Source organism: Streptomyces sp. NPDC057424, assembly GCF_042803315.1.
Lineage (GTDB): Bacteria > Actinomycetota > Actinomycetes > Streptomycetales > Streptomycetaceae > Streptomyces.
On sequence record NZ_JBHVCP010000022.1, the window covers coordinates 83,783 to 104,947 of the forward strand.

A 21,165-nucleotide genomic window follows, 5' to 3' on the forward strand; every position below is an offset into this window, starting at 1 on the left:
ACGTAAACGCTTGCGCAAACGTTTACGTCACCTTGAGCCGCAGCATCGGCGGGCTGCTGCCTTGACGAGCCTCTACTCCCAGTCCCAGCCGATCCCCAGGAACCCCGCCCGCACCCGCGGCTCGACCAGATGCACCGACCGGTGCCGGCCGCTCAGCGCCAGGTCCTGGCACCCGCTGCGCGGAGCCGCCGCCGAGTGCTGGGCGAAGCGGTGGCAGCGCACCGGCAGGGCCGCCGCGTCGAAACACACCTGGAGGGCGTACTGGCCGCCGGCCGAGTCGAAGCCGCTGACGTACTCGCGCGACACGCCCGCCGTGCCGTCCTCGACGCCGTAGCGGAACAGGAAGGTGTCCCCGGCCCGCAGCCGGGTGTCGAAGAGCAGCTCGGCCGCGAGCACTCCCGTGTCGCGGTGCCAACGGACGCGTCCGGTACGGCAGTTCTCCAGGGCGTGCACCCGCATGCGCTCGGGCGTGGCTCCCCGGTCGCCGTGGTGGACGGCCACGAAGCGGTCGATGCCGTCCCGGTGGGCGCGCACGATGTGGTGCGACTCGCGCTCGGCCAGCTCGCGCCGCGCCCCGATCCGCAGCCGCTCGTGGTGGCCGAGGGTGTGCAGGCCCCCGTCCGGCGCGCAGCCCAGCTCGGCCAGCAACTGGTCCAGGACCCCGGAGGCCTCGACGAGGGAGCGGTACGAGCGGGCGGCGGACCGTATCCCGGACGATCCGTCCCCGGACTCGGCGAGCAGCCGGATCAGCGACTCCTCGGGAAGTTCCAGGATCTCCTCCAGCGCGCGTACGGCCCGCAGCGACTCGGGGCGCTGCGGACGCCGGGCCCCCTGCTGCCAGTAACTCAGGCTCGTGACGCCGACCTTCACACCGTGGCGGGACAGATGGTGCTGCACGCGCTGCAGGGGCAGCCCGCGGGCGGCGATCGCGGCCCTCAGGGCGACGTGGAAGGGGCCGCCACGCAAGGCCGAGTCCAGTTCCGGGCTGGCGACGTCCGCGTGCTGTGGGGCGTGCGGCATGCAGGGGCCTCTCTCTGAGTCGGCAACGGCTGGTCAGACCGTTCGCGCAGGGCCGTCCCACCGGCGCAGGGCAGGTCTTCACATCCGTACGCCGTCGTTCAGGGCCCCGAGTTCCCCCGCATTACAGCGTGTTGACCTGGTCCCGACAACACCTGATGCCGGACAGTGACGTACGTGCTCCCCGCCGGCTCTGTCCGCACATGCGAACGCCCGGGGCGTGCGCCCCGGGCGTTCGCAGTGCCATGTGCCTCTAGGAGTGGTCGCTTCCGCCCTGTTCCCGGAGGGCCAGGCGCTTGGCCCGGGCGATGTCCGGATCGCGGGGGTCCAGGGCGTCGCGCAGCGCCAACGGCTCGTCCGTGTACCGGCGGGCACGGGCCGCCCGCCGGGTTTTCTCGATCCGCATCTGCTTCATGTGCGCAGCCTTCCGACCCGTGGCCCGCCCGCTCCGCACCGGGAACGACGGTCCGCACCGACAACCTGTGCCTGCACCGGGACGGACTCCGTCCGCCGGACGTCGCCGTGTCCCGTGGGTGAGCCCCATTCCCGCTCCCGGGGGGCCGTAACCCCGGGGCGGGACATGCCGTTGGAAACTGCCCTCCCGCCCGGGCCGTGATCCTGCCCTGCGGCCGCGCCGGACTGTCGGTGCTCGCCAGTAGGGTGTGAGACATGGCCGACCCCTCCAGCTACCGCCCCAAACCGGGTGAGATCCCCGACTCGCCGGGGGTCTACAGGTTCCGTGACGAGCACCGCCGGGTGATCTACGTCGGAAAGGCGAAAAGCCTGCGCCAGCGCCTGGCGAACTACTTCCAGGACCTGGCGGGCCTGCACCCGCGCACTCGTTCCATGGTCACCACGGCCGCGTCCGTGGAGTGGACGGTGGTGTCCACGGAGGTCGAGGCGCTCCAGCTGGAGTACTCGTGGATCAAGGAGTACGACCCCCGGTTCAACGTCAAGTACCGCGACGACAAGAGCTACCCGTACCTCGCGGTGACGATGAACGAGGAGTACCCCCGCGTGCAGGTGATGCGCGGTCACAAGAAGAAGGGCGTCCGCTATTTCGGGCCGTACGCGCACGCGTGGGCGATCCGCGACACGGTCGACCTGCTGCTGCGCGTCTTCCCCGTGCGCACCTGCTCGGCCGGCGTCTTCAAGAACGCCGCCCGCACCGGCCGCCCCTGCCTCCTCGGCTACATCGGCAAGTGCTCGGCCCCCTGCGTCGACCGGGTCTCCGCCGAGGAACACCGCGAACTGGCCGACGAGTTCTGCGACTTCATGACCGGCCGTACGAACACGTACATCCGCCGCCTGGAGAAGCAGATGGCGGAAGCGGCCGACGAGATGGAGTACGAGCGGGCGGCCCGGCTGCGCGACGACATAGGGGCCCTCAAGAAGGCCATGGAGAAGAACGCGGTCGTGCTCGCCGACGCGACCGACGCCGATCTGATCGCGGTCGCCGAGGACGAGCTGGAGGCGGCCGTCCAGATCTTCCACGTGCGCGGCGGACGCGTGCGCGGCCAGCGCGGCTGGGTCACCGACAAGGTGGAGGAGATCACCACCGGCGCCCTCGTCGAGCACGCCCTCCAGCAGCTCTACGGCGAGGAGACGGGCGACGCCGTTCCCAAGGAGGTCCTGGTCCCGGCCCTGCCGGACCCCGTCGAGCCCGTTCAGGAGTGGCTCACCGGGCGGCGCGGCTCGGGTGTCTCCCTGCGCATCCCGCAGCGCGGCGACAAAAAGGCCCTCATGGAGACCGTGCAGCGCAACGCCCAGCAGGCACTCGTGCTGCACAAGACCAAGCGCGCCTCCGACCTGACCACGCGCTCGCGCGCCCTGGAGGAGATCGCCGACGCCCTTGACCTGGACAGCGCCCCGCTCAGGATCGAGTGCTACGACATCTCCCACCTCCAGGGTGACGACGTCGTGGCCTCCATGGTCGTCTTCGAGGACGGACTCGCCCGCAAGAGTGAGTACCGCCGCTTCCAGATCAAGGGCTTCGCGGGGCAGGACGACGTCCGCTCCATGCACGAGGTGATCACCCGCCGCTTCCGGCGCTATCTCGCCGAGAAGGAGAAGACGGGCGAGTGGACGGAGGGCGAGGACGCCCCGGACGGCCCGGGCACGGAGAGCCGGGAGAGCACGGAAAGCACCCTCACCGAGGACGACGGCCGCCCCAAGAAGTTCGCCTACCCGCCCCAGCTCGTGGTCGTCGACGGCGGCGCCCCGCAGGTCGCGGCGGCCCGGCGCGCCCTCGACGAGCTGGGCATCGACGACATCGCCGTGTGCGGCCTCGCCAAGCGGCTGGAGGAGGTCTGGCTGCCCGGCGACGACGACCCGGTGGTCCTGCCCCGCACCAGCGAGGGTCTGTATCTGCTCCAGCGCGTCCGTGACGAGGCCCACAGGTTCGCGATCACCTACCAGCGCGCGAAGCGGTCCAAGCGCTTCCGCTCCAGCCCACTGGACGACGTCCCCGGCCTCGGGGACACGCGCAAGCAGGCACTTCTGAAGCACTTCGGTTCGTTGAAGAAAGTGCGATCCGCCACCATCGACCAGATCTGCGAGGTCCCCGGCATAGGCCGGAAGACGGCCGAGACGATCTCTGCGACCCTCGCCCGCTCGGCCCCGGCCGCACCCGCCGTCAACACGGCGACTGGAGAGATCATGGAGGAAGAACCCGGCACCATGGGTTCCAGTGGGGAACCCATGACGATGGGCGCCCCGGACGAACGACGGGGGCAGGAGACATGAATGTGAACGAGCACGACGGACAACAAGAGCGAGCCGGAGACGGAGCACAGGTGAGTACGGGCACGCCCGACGAGAAGGCCCCGGTCCCGGACGCGGCCATCCCCGAACTGGTGATCATCTCCGGCATGTCCGGAGCCGGGCGCTCCACGGCGGCGAAGTGCCTGGAGGACCTCGGCTGGTTCGTCGTCGACAACCTGCCGCCCGCGCTGATCCCCACCATGGTGGAGCTCGGCGCCCGCTCCCAGGGCAACGTGGCGCGGATCGCCGTCGTCGTCGACGTCCGCGGCCGCCGCTTCTTCGACAACCTCCGCGAGTCCCTGGCCGACCTGGAGGCGAAGAACGTCACGCGGCGGATCGTCTTCCTGGAGTCCTCCGACGAGGCCCTGGTCCGCCGCTTCGAGTCGGTGCGCCGCCCGCATCCCCTGCAGGGCGACGGGCGCATCGTCGACGGCATCGACGCCGAGCGCGAGCTGCTGCGCGAGCTGCGCGGTGACGCCGACCTGGTGATCGACACCTCCAGCCTGAACGTGCACGAGCTGCGCGCCAAGATGGACGCCCAGTTCGCCGGCGAGGAGGAGCCGGAGCTGCGGGCCACGGTCATGTCGTTCGGCTACAAGTACGGCCTGCCGGTCGACGCCGACCTCGTCGTCGACTGCCGCTTCCTGCCGAACCCGCACTGGGTCCCGGAGCTGCGTCCGTACACGGGCCTCAACGACGAGGTCGCCGGGTACGTCTTCAACCAGCCCGGCGCCAAGGAGTTCCTCGACCGCTACACGGAGCTCCTCCAGCTGGTCGCCACCGGCTACCGCCGTGAGGGCAAGCGCTATGTGACCATCGCGGTGGGCTGCACGGGCGGCAAGCACCGCTCGGTCGCCATGTCGGAGAAGCTCGCCGCCCGGCTCGCCGCCGAGGGCGTGGAGACGGTGGTCGTACACCGGGACATGGGACGCGAATGACACGACGTACACCGCGGCTGAGCCGGCTGCGCCGCGTGGTGCCCGAGGGCAACGGCGGAAAGGGCGTCGGCGGCAAGGGCGGCCGGCCCGCCGAGGCCCGGGGCGGCAGAGCGCGCCGCCGGGGCACCCAGCCCAAGGTCGTCGCCCTCGGCGGCGGCATGGGCCTGTCGGCCTCGCTCGCCGCGCTGCGCCGGATCACCGGCGACCTCACCGCCGTCGTCACCGTGGCCGACGACGGCGGCTCCAGCGGCCGGCTGCGCGACGAGCTGGGCGTGCTGCCGCCGGGTGATCTGCGCAAGGCGCTGGCCGCGCTGTGCGGCGACGACGACTGGGGCCAGACCTGGGCCCGGGTCATCCAGCATCGCTTCCAGTCCAAGGGCGACCTGCACGAGCACGCGGTCGGCAACCTGCTGATCGTCGCCCTGTGGGAGCAGCTCGGCGACCATGTCCAGGCCCTCGACCTGGTCGGACGGCTGCTGGGCGCACAGGGGCGCGTGCTGCCGATGTCCGCCGTGCCCCTGGAGCTCCAGGCCCTGGTCAAGGGCCATGACCCGGCGCTCCCGGAGGAGGTCGACACGGTCCGCGGCCAGGCGACCGTCGCCCTCACCCCGGGCGAGGTGCAGTCCGTGCACCTCGTGCCGTGCGACCCGCCGGCCGTGCCCGAGGCGGTCGAGGCGGTCCTTGACGCGGACTGGGTGGTGCTCGGCCCCGGCTCCTGGTTCTCCTCGGTCATTCCGCACCTGCTCGTGCCCCAGTTGCTGGACGCGCTCTCGCAGACGAAGGCCCGCCGGGTACTCTCCCTGAACCTCGCGCCGCAGCCCGGAGAAACCGAGGGCTTCTCCCCGCAGCGTCATTTGGAGGTTTTGGGACGACACGCCCCTAAACTCGCCCTGGACGTGGTGCTGGCCGACGAGGCCGCCGTGCCCGACCGTGACTCCCTGACCGATGCCGCCAAGCGGTTCGGGGCCGCGGTCGAGCTGGCGCCGGTGGCCCGGCCCGACGGCACCCCGAGGCACGACCCGGAGCTGTTGGCCGCCGCGTACGACCGTATTTTTCGGATGCATGGAAGGATCGGCCCATGGCGATGACGGCAGCGGTGAAGGATGAGATCTCCCGGCTCCCCGTCACCCGGACCTGCTGCAGAAAGGCGGAGGTCTCCGCCATTCTGCGGTTCGCCGGCGGCCTTCACCTGGTGAGCGGTCGGATCGTGATCGAGGCGGAGCTGGACACGGCGATGGCGGCCCGCCGGCTCAAGCGCGACATCCTGGAGATCTTCGGCCACAGCTCCGAACTGATCGTGATGGCTCCGGGCGGGCTGCGCCGTGGCTCGCGTTACGTGGTGCGGGTCGTGGCGGGCGGCGACCAGCTCGCTCGCCAGACCGGCCTGGTCGACGGGCGGGGCCGCCCGATCCGCGGCCTGCCCCCGCAGGTGGTCTCGGGGGCCACCTGCGACGCCGAGGCCGCCTGGCGTGGCGCGTTCCTGGCGCACGGCTCGCTCACCGAGCCCGGCCGCTCCTCCTCCCTGGAGGTGACCTGCCCCGGCCCGGAGGCAGCGCTCGCCCTGGTAGGCGCCGCCCGGCGCCTCCAGATCCCCGCGAAGGCCCGCGAGGTGCGCGGCGTGGACCGGGTCGTCGTCCGGGACGGTGACGCGATCGGCGCCCTGCTGACCCGCCTCGGCGCGCACGAGTCGGTGCTGGCCTGGGAGGAGCGCCGGATGCGCCGCGAGGTGCGTGCCACGGCGAACCGGCTGGCCAACTTCGACGACGCCAACCTGCGCCGCTCGGCGCGCGCTGCCGTCGCGGCCGGGGCGCGGGTGCAGCGCGCCCTGGAGATCCTCGCCGACGACGTGCCCGAGCACCTCGCCGCCGCCGGCCGGCTGCGCATGGAGCACAAGCAGGCCTCCCTGGAGGAGCTGGGCGCGCTCGCCGATCCGCCGCTCACCAAGGACGCGGTCGCCGGCCGGATCCGCCGCCTGCTGGCGATGGCCGACAAGCGCGCCTCCGACCTCGGCATTCCGGGCACGGAGGCCAACCTCAGCGAGGAGCTGGCCGACAACCTGGTGGGCTGATCCCACACGCCGTCAGAAAGCCGGTGCAGGGGCCCATTTGGGTGACCGGCACCGGCTTCTGCGTGTCGCTGAGGCGCCCTTGACTCGATCATGGTCTGTCATGAGCCTGGCATCTGTTCGCTGCTGCGGCGGACCCACGCTAGGGGGGTTCATGAGACGAAGAGCGAGATCGATCCTCGCTGTCGGCGCGCTCCTGATCGGCGGAGCGGGCTTCGCACCCATCGCCCAGGCACAACCGGGGAGTTCGACCCCGTCCGACCCGGACGAAGTCAAGGTCTTCCGCGCCGAGGTCACCCATAAGCAGGTACCCCTGCTGCTGGCGGCCGGCCAGGACGGCCACGAACTGAGTGAGCGGGTGCCCGAGAAGGGCACCGCGACCGTCGAGGTCTACCTGACGGACCAGCAGGCGAAGAAGCTGGAGAAGCAGGGCGTCGGCCTCACCGAGCACGAACTCTCCACCCGGGCCGAGGCCCGCGTCGAGGACGCCGCCGAGGGTGTGTTCCGCCCGTACAGCGGCAAGGGCGGCCTGCGCGAGGAACTCCTGCGGACCGCGCAGGAGAACCCGGGCCTCACCAAGGTCGTCTCCATCGGCAAGACCATCAAGGGCCAGGACATCCTCGCGCTGAAGCTCACCAAGCGTGCGAAGAAGACGAAGGACGGCTCCAAGCCCTCCGTCCTCTACATGTCCAACCAGCACGCGCGCGAGTGGATCACGCCGGAGATGACCCGGCGTCTGATGCACCACTACCTGGACAACTACAAGAAGGACCGGCGCGTCAAGAAGCTCGTCGACTCCACCGAACTGTGGTTCCTGCTGTCGGCCAACCCCGACGGCTACGACTACTCCTTCGCGGACCCCGCCAACCGGCAGTGGCGCAAGAACCTGCGGGACGTCAACGGCGACGGCACCATCACCACCGGCGACGGCGTCGACCTCAACCGCAACTTCGCCTACAAGTGGGGCTACGACGACGAGGGCTCGTCCCCCAACCCCACCAGCCAGACCTACCGCGGCGCCGGCCCGGGCTCCGAGCCGGAGACCCAGGCCCTGGACGCCTTCCAGAAGCGGATCGGCTTCACGTACGGCATCAACTACCACTCCGCCGCCGAACTCATCCTCTACGGAGTCGGCTGGCAGGTGGCCACGCACACCCCGGACGACGTCCTGTACGAGGCGCTCGCCGGTACGCCCGGCAACTCCGCGATCCCCGGCTACCACCCGCAGCTCTCCTCCGAGCTGTACACCACCAACGGTGAGGCGGACGGCCACGCGGCGAACGTCAACGGTCTGGCGATGTTCACCCCCGAGATGTCGACCTGCCAGAGCGCCTCGGACCTCGACCCGAACGACGAGTGGAAGAGGGCCGACTGCCAGTCGGTCTTCACCTTCCCGGACGACGAGAAGCTGATCCAGCAGGAGTTCGCCAAGAACGTCCCCTTCGCGCTCTCCGTCGCCGAGTCCGCCGCCCACCCCGACCGGCCGTTCTCGTCGGTGGGTCTGAAGGCTGCCGACTTCACCCCGGCCGCGTTCGGCACGTCGTACTCCCGCGGCGCCGACCAGGAGGTGTCCGTCGTCGTACGGAAGTCGGTGCGCGACAAGGAGCTCAAGTACCGCGTCAACGGCGGCCGCACCGAGGACATGGCGCTCAGGCCCTGGAAGGGCGGCGAGACCTACGGCGGTGAGGACAACCTCTACTTCGACGAGTACCGGGCCAAGGTCAAGGACGGCGAACCGGGCGACAGGGTCGAGGTGTGGTTCACCGGCGAGGCCAGGAGTGGCAAGAAGGTCTCCAGCGAGCGCTTCACCTACACCGTCGCAGAGCGGCCCCGGGCGAACGCCCTCGTCGTCGCCGAGGAGGGCGCTGCCGCCACGCAGGCGCGGACGTACGTCGACGCGCTCAAGGCGAGCGGCCGCAAGGCGATCGTCTGGGACGTGGCCGAGCAGGGCGCGCCGGACGCGCTGGGTGTGCTGAGCCACTTCGACACCGTCGTCCACTACACGGGCACGAACGCCCCGGGTGTCGCCACCCAGCTCCAGCTGCGGGCCTTCCTCAACGAGGGCGGCCGGCTGATCGAGGCCGGTGAGCAGGCCGGCGGCACCGTGGACCTCGGCGGCGGCGCGCTGTCGGACGACTTCAGCCAGTACTATCTGGGCGCCTACACCCGCACCGCCACCCCCGGGGCCACCGGCTTCACCGGCTCCGGCGAGCTGGGCGGCGTCACGAGCCCGCTGGGCGCGGCCCCCGGCAACCCGCTGGACAAGGCCGGCACCTACAGCGTCACCTCCGACGAACTGGGGGCCGACACGTTCCCGCAGTTCGCGAGCAAGGGTGCCGGGCAGTTCGCCGGCACGGTCAATCCGTACGGGCCGTACGCGGGCTCCTCGATGGCAGCCGCCGTCCACACCGACGACGCCTACAAGCGCCTCACCCGCACCGTGGACCTCACCGGCACCGCCGCGGCCGAGAAGCCCACCCTGCGCACCCAGCTGCTGTGGGACACGGAGCCCGGCTACGACCACGTCATCGTCGAGGCCCGCACCACGGGTGCCGACGACTGGACGACCCTCCCCGAGGCGGGCGGCGCCACCAGGACCACCGTGCCGACGGAGTGCCAGGGCGGGTTCTACGTCAACGAGCACCCCTGGCTGAAGCACTACCTGACCGTGACGGAGGACGGCTGCACCGCGACCGGTACCACCGGCACGTGGAACAGCCTCACCGGCGCCTCCAGCGGCTGGCAGCAGGTGGACTTCGACCTGGGCGCCTACGCCGGCAAGACGGTCGAAGTCTCGGTCAGCTACGTCACCGACCCGGGCAGCGGCGGGCACGGCGTCCTCGCCGACGACGCCTCGCTCGTCGTCGGCGGCACGGCGAAGGAGACCGAGGGTTTCGAGACCTCGCTCGGCGCCTGGAAGGTCGCCGGACCGCCCGCGGGCAGCCCGGCCGTCCTCAAGGACTGGGCGCGCACCGGAGCCCTGTTCCAGACGTACGGCGCGGTCACCACGGACGACACCGTGCTGCTGGGTTTCGGCCTGGAGCATGTCACCGCAGCGGCCGACCGGGCGGCACTGATGAGGAAGGCACTCGCGTCCCTGGACAGGTGACCTCCCTGGTCAACAGGGCGCGTCATGGGTAGCCACTTCGAGTGATCTTGCCTTCGGCGGGGGCGGTCCGTACCCCTACTGGCGGGTACGGGCCGCCCTGCCGTGTATGAGGCATCTGGATGTCACCACCGGGGCTTCAGGGAGGTAGGGTCGTAGGCGGTCGGGGACATCCCAAACAGAGCTCGCCGGCACTTCATGGCCGGCGTACCAACGAGGAGATCGGTTCGTGACGATCCGCGTAGGCATCAACGGCTTCGGCCGCATCGGTCGTAACTACTTCCGCGCGCTCCTGGAGCAGGGTGCAGACATCGAGATCGTGGCTGTCAACGACCTGGGTGACACCGCGACCACAGCTCACCTGCTGAAGTACGACACGATCCTGGGCCGCCTCAAGCAAGAGGTCACCCACACCGCCGACACGATCACCGTCGACGGCAAGACCATCAAGGTCCTCGCCGAGCGCAACCCCGCCGACATCCCGTGGGGCGAGCTGGGCGTCGACATCGTCATCGAGTCGACCGGCATCTTCACCAAGAAGGCCGACGCCGAGAAGCACATCGCCGGTGGCGCGAAGAAGGTCCTCATCTCGGCTCCGGCCAAGGACGAGGACGTCACCATCGTGATGGGCGTCAACCACGACAAGTACGACCCGGCGAACCACCACGTCATCTCCAACGCCTCCTGCACCACCAACTGTGTGGCGCCGATGGCGAAGGTTCTCGACGAGAACTTCGGCATCGTCAAGGGCCTGATGACGACGGTGCACGCGTACACCAACGACCAGCGCATCCTGGACTTCCCGCACAAGGACCTGCGCCGCGCGCGTGCCGCCGCCGAGAACATCATTCCGACCACCACGGGTGCTGCCAAGGCCACCGCGCTGGTCCTGCCGCAGCTCAAGGGCAAGCTGGACGGCATGGCCATGCGTGTCCCGGTCCCGACCGGTTCGGTCACCGACCTGGTCCTCGAGCTGTCCCGCGAGGTCACCAAGGAAGAGGTCAACGCCGCCTTCCAGAAGGCCGCGGAGGGTGAGCTCAAGGGCATCCTCGAATACACCGAGGACCCGATCGTCTCCTCCGACATCGTGAACGCCCCGGCGTCCTGCACCTTCGACTCCTCCCTGACCATGGTCCAGGAGGGCAAGAACGTGAAGGTCATCGGCTGGTACGACAACGAGTGGGGCTACTCCAACCGCCTCGTGGACCTTACGGTCTTCGTCGGCAACCAGCTCTGATCAACCCAGCAGGCACGTCCATGTGAAGCAGGGCTCGGGCGGCGCGAGGACGCGCCGTCCGAGCCCTGACTCACGTACAGATCAGAGCTGTTCGATCACGAGCGCTTTCGAGCGATCACGAGCTCTTTCAGGAGTCCCTCATGAAGACGATCGACGAACTCCTCTCCGAAGGAGTGGCGGGCAAGCGGGTCTTCGTCCGCGCCGACCTGAACGTGCCGCTGGACGGCACCACCATCACCGACGACGGCCGCATCCGGGCCGTGCTGCCCACCGTCAAGGCCCTCGCCGACGCGGGCGCCCGCGTGGTCGTCGCCTCGCACCTGGGCCGCCCCAAGGGCGCCCCGGACCCGGCCTTCTCCCTCGCCCCGGCCGCCGCGCGCCTCGGTGAGCTCCTCGGGTCGGACGTGGCCTTCGCGACCGACACGGTCGGCGAGTCCGCCCGGGCCACCGTCGCCGGCCTCGCCGACGGCCAGGTCGCGGTCGTCGAGAACCTGCGCTTCAACGCCGGTGAGACGAGCAAGGACGACGCCGAGCGCGGCGCCTTCGCCGACCGGCTCGCCGCCCTCGCGGACGTCTACGTCGGCGACGGCTTCGGCGCGGTGCACCGGGGGCACGCCTCGGTCTTCGACCTTCCGGCCCGCCTGCCGCACTACGCCGGCTACCTCATCGCCACCGAGGTCGGCGTCCTGAGGAAGCTCACCGACGACGTCAAGCGGCCCTACGCCGTCGTCCTGGGCGGCGCCAAGGTGTCCGACAAGCTCGCCGTCATCGACCAGCTGCTCGGCAAGGCCGACCGCCTGCTCATCGGCGGCGGCATGGTCTTCACCTTCCTCAAGGCCAAGGGCCACGAGATCGGCACGTCCCTGGTCCAGGAGGACCAGCTCCCGGCCGTCCAGGAGTACATCGAGCGCGCCGAGAAGACCGGCGTCGAGCTGATCCTGCCCGTGGACGTCGTGGTCGCGCCGGAGTTCCCGGACCTCAAGACCAAGGCTCCGGCCGGGCCCAGCACCGTCGCCGCGGACGCCATGCCGGCCGGCCAGATGGGCCTGGACATCGGCCCCGAGTCACGCAAGCTGTACGCCTCGAAGATCGTCGACGCCGCCACCGTCTTCTGGAACGGCCCCATGGGCGTCTTCGAACACCCCGATTTCGCCGAGGGCACCAAGGCGGTCGCCCAGGCTCTCCTCGACTCCCGGGCCTTCACGGTGGTCGGTGGTGGCGACTCCGCCGCCGCCGTCCGCATCCTGGGCTTCGACGAGAACGCATTCGGCCACATCTCGACCGGTGGCGGCGCCTCCCTCGAATACCTCGAGGGCAAGACGCTCCCCGGCCTCGCCGCACTGGAGGACTGACCCTTTATGAGCACGCGCACGCCGCTGATGGCGGGCAACTGGAAGATGAACCTCAACCACCTCGAGGCCATCGCCCACGTCCAGAAGCTCGCCTTCGCCCTGGCCGACAAGGACTACGAGGCCGTCGAGGTCGCCGTCCTGCCGCCCTTCACCGACCTGCGCTCCGTGCAGACCCTGGTCGACGGCGACAAGCTCAAGATCAAGTACGGTGCCCAGGACATCTCGGCGCACGACAGCGGTGCCTTCACCGGCGAGATCTCCGGCCCCATGCTGGCCAAGCTCAAGTGCACGTACGTCGCCATCGGCCACAGCGAGCGCCGCCAGTACCACGCCGAGACCGACGAGCTGGTGAACGCCAAGGTCAAGGCCGCCTACAAGCACGGCCTGACCCCCATCCTGTGCGTCGGCGAGGAGCTGGAGGTCCGCGAGGCGGGCCATCACGTCTCCCACACCCTCGCCCAGGTCGAGGGCGGTCTGAAGGACCTCCCCGCCGAGCAGGCCGAGACCGTCGTGATCGCCTACGAGCCCGTCTGGGCCATCGGCACCGGCAAGGTCTGCGGCGCCGAGGACGCCCAGGAGGTCTGCGCGGCGATCCGCGGCAAGATCGCCGAGCTGTACTCGCAGGACCTGGCCGACAAGGTCCGCATCCAGTACGGCGGCTCGGTCAAGGCGGGCAACGTCGCGGAGATCATGTCCCAGGCCGACATCGACGGCGCCCTGGTCGGCGGCGCATCGCTCGACGCCGACGAGTTCGTCAAGATCGTGCGCTTCCGTGACCAGTGAGTAGGCCGTAGCGGCGATCCGTCGTACCCTTGCGGGGTCCAGCGCTGTGCTGGGCCCCGCGTCGTCCATCCGCATCCGAGGAAGTTGGTCCAGCCGTGGTTCTGGGGTTCTCCATCGCCCTGATCGTCTTCAGCCTGCTGCTGATGCTGCTGGTGCTGATGCACAAGGGGAAGGGCGGCGGCCTCTCCGACATGTTCGGTGGCGGCATGCAGTCCTCCGTCGGCGGCTCCTCGGTCGCCGAGCGCAACCTCGACCGGATCACCGTCGTGGTCGGTCTGATGTGGTTCGCGTGCATTGTCGTGCTCGGCATCCTGATGAAGGTGAACAACTGACCGATCCGCAATCCGCACGGAACTCGTACGTAGGGCCCCATGTTCGGTACGCGCAGCTGAGCGCGGCCTATCATGGGGCTTGCGTCTAGGTGTGAGGGTTGTAACTCCAATCACTGGACGCGCGTTGGGCCTTACGTAGACTGAGGCGCTCGCAGCGAAGCGGAACGCCGACTCGCTTCGCGGCACCATCACGCAGGGAGTTACGACCGTGGCAAGTGGCAACGCGATCCGGGGAAGCCGGGTCGGGGCGGGGCCGATGGGCGAGGCCGAGCGCGGCGAGTCCGCGCCGCGGCTGCGCATCTCCTTCTGGTGCTCCAACGGACACGAGACCCAGCCGAGCTTCGCCAGCGACGCGCAGGTGCCCGATACCTGGGACTGTCCCCGCTGCGGATTCCCGGCCGGCCAGGACCGGGACAACCCCCCGGACCCGCCGCGCACCGAGCCCTACAAGACGCACCTGGCGTATGTGCGGGAGCGGCGCAGCGACGCGGACGGCGAGGCGATCCTCGCCGAGGCGCTCGCCAAACTGCGGGGCGAGATCTAGGAATCGAGACCGGCCGGACACCCACAGGTGCCCGGCCGAGCTGCTGTCCCGACCCTCGCCGCCGACCCGATTGTCAGTGGCGCCCTCTACGGTTTGTGCATCGGACGAGCCGTCAGGGGGAGCGGTGGCGAAGGTAGAGGTGGTCGGGGGCACCCCTCTGCTCGAAGAGCTCGGGGGAGTGCGCGCGCCCGCGTGGCGCGGGGGCTTCGGACGGCTGTGGAGCGCCGCCGTGCTGTCCAGCTTCGGCGACGCGCTGCGGACGGCCGCGCTGCCCCTGCTGGCCGTCACCCTGACCGATGATCCGCTGCTCATCGCCTCCGTCACGGCCTGCGGCTATCTGCCCTGGATCGTCTTCGGCCTGCTCGGCGGGGCCGTCGCCGACCGGGTGGACCAGCGGCGGGCCATGTGGACGGTGGACGCGTTACGCGGGCTGCTGGTCGCCGCCTTCGCGCTGGCCATCGCACTCGGACACGCCTCGATCGGCCTGCTCATCGTGCTGGCCGTCGCCCTCACCACCCTCCAGACCCTCTTCGACAACGCCGCCACGGCGCTGCTGCCCGCTCTGGTCGAGCGGGACGCGCTCGGCAGCGCCAACGCCCGGCTGATGACCGGCCAGCGCATCGCCGGCGGTCTGTTCGGCGGTCCTGTCGTGCCGTTGCTGCTGGCGGCCGGGACAGCCGTGCCGTTCGCGGCCGACGCCGTGACCTTCCTCGTGGCCGCCGCGCTGATCGCCGCCCTGCCGGCCGCCGAGTCCGACCGGAAGCCGAGGCCTGCGGGCAGCACACTGCGCCGGGAGATCGCCGAGGGCCTGCGCACGCTGTGGCGCGACCGCGCCCTGCGCGCCCTGTGCGCCGCCACGGCCCTGTGCAACATCGGCATGGGCACCCAGCTCGCCATGCTGGTCGTCCTCGTCACCGGCTGGCTCGATGCGGGCCCCGCCGGATACGCGGCGGCGGGCACCGCCTTCACCCTGGGCAGCCTGGCCGGGGGAGTGGTGAACGGCCGGCTGGTGGAGCGGCTCGGCCGGCTCCGGTCGGTGCTGCTCGCCGGCTCGGTGCAGACCGCGCTCCTCGTCGTCATGGGCACCGTGCGCAGCCTGGCCGTGCTGGTGGGCGCGCTGGCCGTCTTCGGGCTCCTGGGCATGGTGTGGAACATCAACACGACGACGCTCATGCAGGAGCGCAGCCCCGCCCGGCTCCTGGGCCGGGTCAGCTCGGCCTTCCGGACCCTGGCCTTCGCCGGAGTGCCCCTCGGCGCCCTGCTGGGCGGCGCCGTCGCAGCCGCCTGGGGGCCCAGCACCCCACCCCTGCTCACGGCCGCCTTCTTCGCCCTCGCCGTCCTCGCGCTGACACCCGTGCTCAAGGCGAACGTATCTGTTGTTGGGCCGGAGGACGGCACCACGACAGCCGGTGCCACGCGCTGCTCCATTAGGTTGGGACCGGCAGCGGGGCAAGGTACGCAGGCAGAACACGAAAGAAGGCTGAAGTCCGAGATGAACGCAGACGGCCGTACCAGGCTCAACCGGACGCCCGAGTGGACGGCACTGGCCAAGCACCGCGAGGAGCTCGGCGAAGTCCGGCTGCGTGAGCTGTTCGCCGCCGACTCCGGCCGCGGCACCGCGTACACCCTCCGGGTCGGTGACCTGTACGTCGACTACTCCAAGCACCTCGTCACCGACGACACCCTGCGGCTGCTGCGCGAACTGGCCGCCGCCACCGACGTCTTCGGACTCCGGGACGCCATGTTCCGCGGCGAGAAGATCAACACCACCGAGGACCGGGCCGTGCTGCACACCGCGCTGCGCGCCCCGCGGGACGCGGTGATCGAGGTGGACGGCGAGAACGTGGTGCCGGACGTGCACGCCGTGCTCGACAAGATGGCGGACTTCGCGAACCGGGTGCGTTCGGGCGAGTGGACCGGCCACACCGGCCGCCGGATCCGCAACATCGTCAACGTCGGCATCGGCGGCTCCGACCTCGGCCCCGCGATGGCCTACGAGGTGCTGCGCGCCTTCACGGACCGCTCGCTGACGGTGCGTTTCGTGTCGAACGTGGACGGCGCCGACCTGCACGAGGCGGTACGGGACCTGGACCCGGCGGAGACGCTGTTCGTCATCGCCTCCAAGACCTTCACCACCATCGAGACGGTCACCAACGCCACGTCCGCGCGCTCCTGGCTGCTGGACGCGCTCGCCGACGAGGCCGCAGTGGCCAAGCACTTCGTGGCGCTGTCGACGAACGCCGAGAAGGTCGCCCAGTTCGGCATCGACACGGCCAACATGTTCGAGTTCTGGGACTGGGTCGGCGGCCGCTACTCGTACGACTCGGCGATCGGCCTGGCCCTGATGATCGCCATCGGCCCGGACCACTTCCGCGAGATGCTCGACGGGTTCCGCATCGTCGACGAGCACTTCCGGACCGCCCCCGCCGAGTCCAACGTGCCGTTGCTGCTGGGCCTGCTGGGCATCTGGTACGGCAACTTCCACGACGCCCAGTCCCACGCCGTCCTGCCCTACAGCCACTACCTGTCGAAGTTCACCGCCTATCTCCAGCAGCTGGACATGGAGTCGAACGGCAAGTACGTCGGCCGGGACGGGCGCGAGGTGGAGTGGCAGACCGGCCCGGTCGTGTGGGGCACGCCCGGCACCAACGGGCAGCACGCCTACTACCAGCTCATCCACCAGGGCACGAAGCTGATCCCGGCGGACTTCATCGGCTTCGCCCGGCCGGTCCGCGAGCTGAGCGAGGAGCTGAAGGCGCAGCACGATCTGCTGATGGCCAACTTCTTCGCCCAGACGCAGGCGCTCGCCTTCGGCAAGACGCCCGATGAGGTGCGGGCCGAGGGTGTGCCTCAGGAGCTGGTGCCGCACAAGACGTTCCAGGGCAACCACCCGACGACCACGATCCTCGCGCCCGAGCTGACGCCGTCCGTTCTCGGCCAGCTGGTCGCCCTCTACGAGCACAAGGTGTTCGTGCAGGGCGCGGTGTGGAACATCGACTCCTTCGACCAGTGGGGAGTGGAGCTCGGCAAGGTCCTCGCCAAGCGCGTCGAGCCCGCGCTGACCGAGGGCGCCGAGGTCCATGGCCTGGACGCTTCCACCGAGGCGCTGGTCGCCAGGTACCGGGAGCTGCGCGGCCGGAAGTGACGGGCGCCGGACGGGAAGCGGGCGGCAGCGCGGCGTCCGCTTCCCGTGGGCTCCCGGGCGATCATCACGGCGAGTGCTCGGGGGAGCGCGAAGTGGCCCGCGCACGCGGCACCACCCGCAGCACCCGTACGCACCCCACCCGCAGGCGCCGTACCGCCCGCAAGCCCCGTACGGCGGCTGACCGGCGAAGCCGCCGGGCTCAGGCCACCGCGCTCAGCGTGTCCGCGAGGCGCCGCCTGGCCGCCCGGGCCGCGGGGACGGCGGCCAGCAGGGCCGCGCAGAGTACCGCTGCCACGCCGAGCGGCACCATCAGGATCGCGGAGGGGACTTGGGCGATGCCCGCGCCGATGCCGCTGGACCGGCCCTGGGAGTCGATCAGCCAGTGGGCGAGCGGCAGGCCCAGGGCGGTGGCGGCGAGGACGGCCGCCAGGGCCGTGAGGCCGGTGGCCGTGACGGTGATCGCCGTGATCTGCCGGGGGGACAGGCCGATGGCCTTCAGAGCCAGCAGGTCCCGTTCGCCCTCGCGGACGGTGCCGCCGATCGCGGTCAGCAGCTCGATGAGCCCGATGAGGGCGAGGACGGCGATCAGCCCGGCCACGACCGCGCGCAGCGGGGACAGCCCGTCCGCGGGGTTGGCAACCGTGTGCACGTCCAGGTGGCCGCGCCCGGCCGCGGCGAGCCGGTCGGCGGCCTCCCGCGGGTCGGCGCCGGGGTCGAGGCGGAGCTCGTAGAGGGTGGGGCGGAGCCCCGGGTCGTTCGCGCGGAGGGTGTCGAGGGACGTGGAGATGACCCGGCCGGCGTTCTCCGGCTCGATGCTGCGGCCCACGATGTGCAGGATCTGCGGCTGGTCGCCGACGGTCATCCGGACCCAGTCGCCGACGCGCACGTCCAGCAGGTCGAGCAGCCCCTGCCCGGCCACGGCCTCGTCGGCGCCGCGGGCGGGGCGGCCCTCGGCGAGGGTGTACGGGTAGGGATCCTGGTGGGTGCCGAGGCCGCGCAGTGCGATGGTCGCCGTCTGTCCGGGGACCAGGGCGGCGGTCTCGACGCCCGGGTAGGCGGCGGCCACCCCCGGGTCCCGTTCCAGGAGCGTGCGGGTCTGCTCCTCGCTCAGGCCGGCGTCGGCACGGACACTGAGGGTGGTGGGCAGGCCGATCCGCTCGGGTTCGCGGTGGAAGCGGTCGATGGTGGTCCAGGCGCTCATCGCGACGACGATCAGCAGCAGGGGCAGCGTGAGCCGGGCGACGGTGGCCAGGGAACGGGGGCGGCGGGTGAACGCCTTGTGCCAGCCCAGCACCAGCGCGGGCGGAATCCGCACGCCGAGTGCCCGGCGCGCCACGCCGGACAGCCGTCCGCCCGAGGTCGCTGCGGGCCTCGGTACCGGCACCGGCGGCACCCGTCCGGCCCGCCAGGCGGCCAGCCCGGTGGTCGCGCCGATGAACAGCACCGCGCCGGCCGGCACCACGAGCAACGCCACGGTGTGCCCGGGCAGCCCCTGCCACACGCCGACCGCGTCCCCGAGCCGCCCCGGGATGCGGCTGCCCAGGGCCTCGGCGAGGCCGGCGGCGGCCAGGGCGCCCAGCAGGGCGTAGGCAAGGTGCTGGAGCAGGAAGATCCGGACCACCTGGCCGGGGGTGAAGCCGATGGCCTTCAGGACGGAGAGGTCGCGCAGGTGGCCGCGGATGCGGGTGCCGATCGCCCCGTGCACGGCGAGCCCGGCCGCGGCCAGCGCGCCCAGCCCGAACAGGCCCAGCACCTGACCGAGCAGCCGGTTGTCGCCCTGCGCCTCGGCCCGCGCCTGCTGCCAGGTGGAGACCTCGCCGATCGCCCCGGCTCCCAGCACCGTCACGGCGCGCTGGACGACGTAGGACGTGTCGCCCGGGTCCGTCAGCCGCAGCCCGATCACCTGGCCGCCGGGGTCCGGCACGGCCGACGGCAGGGCCCACACCAGGCCCGGCTGCTCACCGGGCCGGTAGCGCGGCTCGGCGCTGTCGGCGAGGCCGACGACGGTCAGCTCGCGGGCGGTGCCGGGCACGGCGAGGGTGTCGCCGGGCTCGGCCAGCAGGGCGCGGGCGAGGCGGCTCTCCAGGACGACCCCGTTCGGGGTCGAGGGGTCCAGCCAGTGGCCGGAGACGATCGGCGGGCGGCCGACGGAGGGCCGTTCCGGGGTGCCGCGGAGTTCGACAGCGGCGCGGCTGCCCCGGGAGGAGACCGTGGTGGCGGCGGTGGGGTAGGGGCCGGCGACGGAGTCGACGCCGTCCAGCGCGGTGAGCTTCCCGGTGTCGGCCGTGGTGTCGGTGTGCAGCCACACGTGCGCGCCGTGCGACGTGGTGAAGACGCGCTGCCAGGGGTTGGTCGCGTAGCCGAACAGGGCCGTGGCCAGCAGCAGGGAGGCGACGATGCCCGCGGTGGCGAGGACGAGGAACAGTGCCTCGCCGCGGTGGGTGCGCAGATCGGAGTGCGCCCAGCGCAGGGTGGCTCGCACGGGCCTCAGCCCCTCGGCGCGCGCATCGCGCGCTCGTCGTCGAAGCGCATGTCCGCGCGGTCGTGGACGCGCATGCCGGCACCGTCGTCGCTGACCCGCATGTCAGTCCTTGAGCTCCAGCACACCGGATATGCCGGCGCGGCGCGGCGGGGTGGAGCCGCCGTCGAGTTCCGCGTCGTCGGCGATCCGGCCGTCGAAGAAGCTGATCACCCGGTCCGCGGCGCTCGCCAGCCGGGCGTCATGGGTGACCAGCACGATCGTCTGGCCGCGCTGGTGGAAGCGGGACAGCAGCCGCATCACCTCGCGGGTGCCCTTGCTGTCGAGGCTGCCCGCGGGCTCGTCGGCCAGCAGCAGCGGCGGGTGGTTGACCAGGGCCCGGGCCAGGGCGACGCGCTGCTGCTCACCGCCGGACAGCTCGCCCGGCATGCTGCGCTCCTTGCCCGTCAGGCCCAGCTCGGCCAGCAGCGCCTCGCGCTCGGCACGCGCCTGCTTCGGCGGGGTCCCGGCGAGCAGGGCGGGCAGCTCCACGTTGTCGGCGACGGACAGGTTCGACACGAGGTTGAAGAACTGGAAGACGATCCCGATCCGCTTCCTGCGCTCCACCGCCCAGCGCGCCTCGCTGTAGGCGCCGGTGGACTCGCCGTCGAGCCAGATGTGGCCCGCGTCCGGCCGCTGGAGCCCGCCGAGGAGATGCAGCAGCGTCGACTTGCCGGCGCCGGACGGGCCGGTGATCGCCACGAACTCGCCCTGCCGTACGCACAGGCCGACCCCGCGCACGGCATGCGCCGGGGCGCCCTCGCCGTGGTGCGTCTTCACCAGGCCCTCGGCGCGCAGCACGGGAGCGGGACGGTCGTCGCTCACTCCAGCTCCTCCAGCTCTTCCTGGCACCGTTCCAGCCAGTCGAGGTCGGCCTGCAGGTGCAGCATCGCCCCCTCGATCAGCAGATGGGCGATGCGATTGTCGCGGTTCTCGGCGGCGGCCAGCTTCGACATCTGACGCATGGTGTTCAGGTACTGGCGCCGCTGCTCGTTGATCAGGGAGATCTGCTCGGCGAGACCGGTCTGCGGTGCGAGTGCCAGCTTCATGAAGAACTCGTCCCGCACCCGCGGCTCGTCCTCGGGTTCCTCGAACCAGGCGCGCAGCGCCTCCCGCCCGGCGTCGGTGAGGTGGTAGACCTTTTTGTTGGGCCGGCTGGACTGCGCCACGTCCTCGCCCTCGATCAGTCCCGACTTCTCGAGGCGGCCGAGGGTCACATAGATCTGGCCGATATTTGGCTGAGGGTACGCGGAGCCCAGCAGTTGCTCAAGGTCCTGCTTGAGCTCGTAGCCATGGGCGGGTCCGCGGGCGAGGAGTGCCAGGAGGGGCAGGCGCACGCGTGCAGTCCTCCTGTCTGGTCCAATG

The 21,165-nt window shown here is 71.1% G+C and carries 16 protein-coding genes and 1 pseudogene; 12 read left to right on the forward strand and 5 right to left on the reverse strand.

The annotated features are described in order from the left end of the window. Nucleotides 1-72 precede the first annotated feature (72 nt). Both ACFU3E_RS19475 and ACFU3E_RS19480 read right to left on the reverse strand, forming a co-directional pair. A complete protein-coding gene (locus tag ACFU3E_RS19475) occupies nt 73-1,020 on the reverse strand; it encodes a hypothetical protein (protein ID WP_384159350.1) in 948 nt (315 codons plus the stop codon). A 250-nt stretch (nt 1,021-1,270) separates the two neighbouring features. Further along, nucleotides 1,271-1,432 carry a hypothetical protein gene (locus ACFU3E_RS19480; RefSeq protein WP_384159353.1) on the reverse strand — a complete coding sequence of 54 codons (162 nt, stop codon included), beginning with the start codon at nt 1,430-1,432 and terminating at the stop codon, nt 1,271-1,273. Between the two features lie 254 nt (nt 1,433-1,686). Between ACFU3E_RS19480 and uvrC the strand changes: the two genes are divergently transcribed. The 12 genes and pseudogenes from uvrC to pgi all read left to right on the forward strand — a co-directional run bounded on the left by uvrC (nt 1,687) and on the right by pgi (nt 17,282). Continuing rightward, a complete protein-coding gene (gene uvrC, locus ACFU3E_RS19485; RefSeq protein ID WP_384159355.1) occupies nt 1,687-3,762 on the forward strand; it encodes an excinuclease ABC subunit UvrC in 2,076 nt (691 codons plus the stop codon). Further along, a complete protein-coding gene (gene rapZ / locus ACFU3E_RS19490; protein WP_384159358.1) occupies nt 3,759-4,718 on the forward strand; it encodes an RNase adapter RapZ in 960 nt (319 codons plus the stop codon). The genes uvrC and rapZ overlap by 4 nt, the downstream gene beginning before the upstream one ends. Next, a complete protein-coding gene (yvcK, locus tag ACFU3E_RS19495; protein WP_384159361.1) occupies nt 4,715-5,806 on the forward strand; it encodes a uridine diphosphate-N-acetylglucosamine-binding protein YvcK in 1,092 nt (363 codons plus the stop codon). The genes rapZ and yvcK overlap by 4 nt, the downstream gene beginning before the upstream one ends. Beyond that, nucleotides 5,797-6,786 (forward strand): DNA-binding protein WhiA, encoded by a 990-nt coding sequence (gene whiA, locus ACFU3E_RS19500; protein ID WP_184845043.1) that lies wholly within the window; start codon nt 5,797-5,799, stop codon nt 6,784-6,786. The genes yvcK and whiA overlap by 10 nt, the downstream gene beginning before the upstream one ends. A 151-nt stretch (nt 6,787-6,937) precedes the next feature. Continuing rightward, nucleotides 6,938-9,892 (forward strand): M14 family zinc carboxypeptidase, encoded by a 2,955-nt coding sequence (locus ACFU3E_RS19505; protein ID WP_384159364.1) that lies wholly within the window; start codon nt 6,938-6,940, stop codon nt 9,890-9,892. 226 nt (nt 9,893-10,118) lie between these two features. Further along, nucleotides 10,119-11,126 (forward strand): type I glyceraldehyde-3-phosphate dehydrogenase, encoded by a 1,008-nt coding sequence (gap, locus tag ACFU3E_RS19510; RefSeq protein WP_384159367.1) that lies wholly within the window; start codon nt 10,119-10,121, stop codon nt 11,124-11,126. 140 nt (nt 11,127-11,266) lie between these two features. Beyond that, nucleotides 11,267-12,478, forward strand: coding sequence for a phosphoglycerate kinase (locus tag ACFU3E_RS19515; RefSeq protein ID WP_384159370.1), 1,212 nt, complete (start codon nt 11,267-11,269; stop codon nt 12,476-12,478). A gap of 6 nt (nt 12,479-12,484) precedes the next feature. Next, nucleotides 12,485-13,261: a triose-phosphate isomerase gene (gene tpiA, locus ACFU3E_RS19520; RefSeq protein ID WP_384159373.1), complete on the forward strand. Its 777-nt coding sequence runs from the start codon at nt 12,485-12,487 to the stop codon at nt 13,259-13,261. 95 nt (nt 13,262-13,356) lie between these two features. Further along, entirely contained in the window at nt 13,357-13,593 is a 237-nt protein-coding gene (gene secG / locus ACFU3E_RS19525; protein WP_384159376.1) for a preprotein translocase subunit SecG, read from the forward strand. Nucleotides 13,594-13,801: 208 nt separating this feature from the next. Continuing rightward, nucleotides 13,802-14,137, forward strand: coding sequence for an RNA polymerase-binding protein RbpA (locus tag ACFU3E_RS19530; protein ID WP_003957010.1), 336 nt, complete (start codon nt 13,802-13,804; stop codon nt 14,135-14,137). Beyond that, nucleotides 14,058-15,470: pseudogene (locus tag ACFU3E_RS19535) on the forward strand (MFS transporter); the annotation flags it as partial. The gene ACFU3E_RS19530 and the pseudogene ACFU3E_RS19535, both read left to right, overlap by 80 nt. 159 nt (nt 15,471-15,629) lie before the next feature. After that, entirely contained in the window at nt 15,630-17,282 is a 1,653-nt protein-coding gene (pgi, locus tag ACFU3E_RS19540) for a glucose-6-phosphate isomerase (protein WP_384159406.1), read from the forward strand. 199 nt (nt 17,283-17,481) lie between these two features. On the opposite strand, the gene ACFU3E_RS19545 is transcribed toward pgi, so the two are convergent. The 3 genes from ACFU3E_RS19545 to ACFU3E_RS19555 all read right to left on the reverse strand — a co-directional run bounded on the left by ACFU3E_RS19545 (nt 17,482) and on the right by ACFU3E_RS19555 (nt 21,137). Beyond that, the gene (locus ACFU3E_RS19545) at nt 17,482-19,764 is read right to left on the reverse strand and encodes an FtsX-like permease family protein (RefSeq protein ID WP_384159379.1); all 2,283 of its coding nucleotides are present in this window, start codon (nt 19,762-19,764) and stop codon (nt 17,482-17,484) included. Between the two features lie 102 nt (nt 19,765-19,866). Then, the gene (locus ACFU3E_RS19550; RefSeq protein ID WP_384159382.1) at nt 19,867-20,625 is read right to left on the reverse strand and encodes an ABC transporter ATP-binding protein; all 759 of its coding nucleotides are present in this window, start codon (nt 20,623-20,625) and stop codon (nt 19,867-19,869) included. Then, nucleotides 20,622-21,137, reverse strand: a complete 516-nt coding sequence (locus ACFU3E_RS19555) for a PadR family transcriptional regulator (protein ID WP_384159385.1) — start codon at nt 21,135-21,137, stop codon at nt 20,622-20,624. The genes ACFU3E_RS19550 and ACFU3E_RS19555 overlap by 4 nt, the downstream gene beginning before the upstream one ends. Between the last annotated feature and the right edge of the window lie 28 nt (nt 21,138-21,165).

Excerpts from the sequence above, each read along its gene's own strand:
- ACFU3E_RS19505 (WP_384159364.1), top strand. The coding sequence starts at position 6,938 with ATGAGACGAAGAGCGAGATCGATCCTCGCTGTCGGCGCGCTCCTGATC.
- tpiA (WP_384159373.1), top strand. The coding sequence starts at position 12,485 with ATGAGCACGCGCACGCCGCTGATGGCGGGCAACTGGAAGATGAACCTC.
- ACFU3E_RS19515 (WP_384159370.1), top strand. The coding sequence starts at position 11,267 with ATGAAGACGATCGACGAACTCCTCTCCGAAGGAGTGGCGGGCAAGCGG.
- ACFU3E_RS19480 (WP_384159353.1), bottom strand. The coding sequence starts at position 1,432 with ATGAAGCAGATGCGGATCGAGAAAACCCGGCGGGCGGCCCGTGCCCGC.
- ACFU3E_RS19475 (WP_384159350.1), bottom strand. The coding sequence starts at position 1,020 with ATGCCGCACGCCCCACAGCACGCGGACGTCGCCAGCCCGGAACTGGAC.
- whiA (WP_184845043.1), top strand. The coding sequence starts at position 5,797 with ATGGCGATGACGGCAGCGGTGAAGGATGAGATCTCCCGGCTCCCCGTC.
- uvrC (WP_384159355.1), top strand. The coding sequence starts at position 1,687 with ATGGCCGACCCCTCCAGCTACCGCCCCAAACCGGGTGAGATCCCCGAC.
- rapZ (WP_384159358.1), top strand. The coding sequence starts at position 3,759 with ATGAATGTGAACGAGCACGACGGACAACAAGAGCGAGCCGGAGACGGA.
- pgi (WP_384159406.1), top strand. The coding sequence starts at position 15,630 with ATGAACGCAGACGGCCGTACCAGGCTCAACCGGACGCCCGAGTGGACG.
- yvcK (WP_384159361.1), top strand. The coding sequence starts at position 4,715 with ATGACACGACGTACACCGCGGCTGAGCCGGCTGCGCCGCGTGGTGCCC.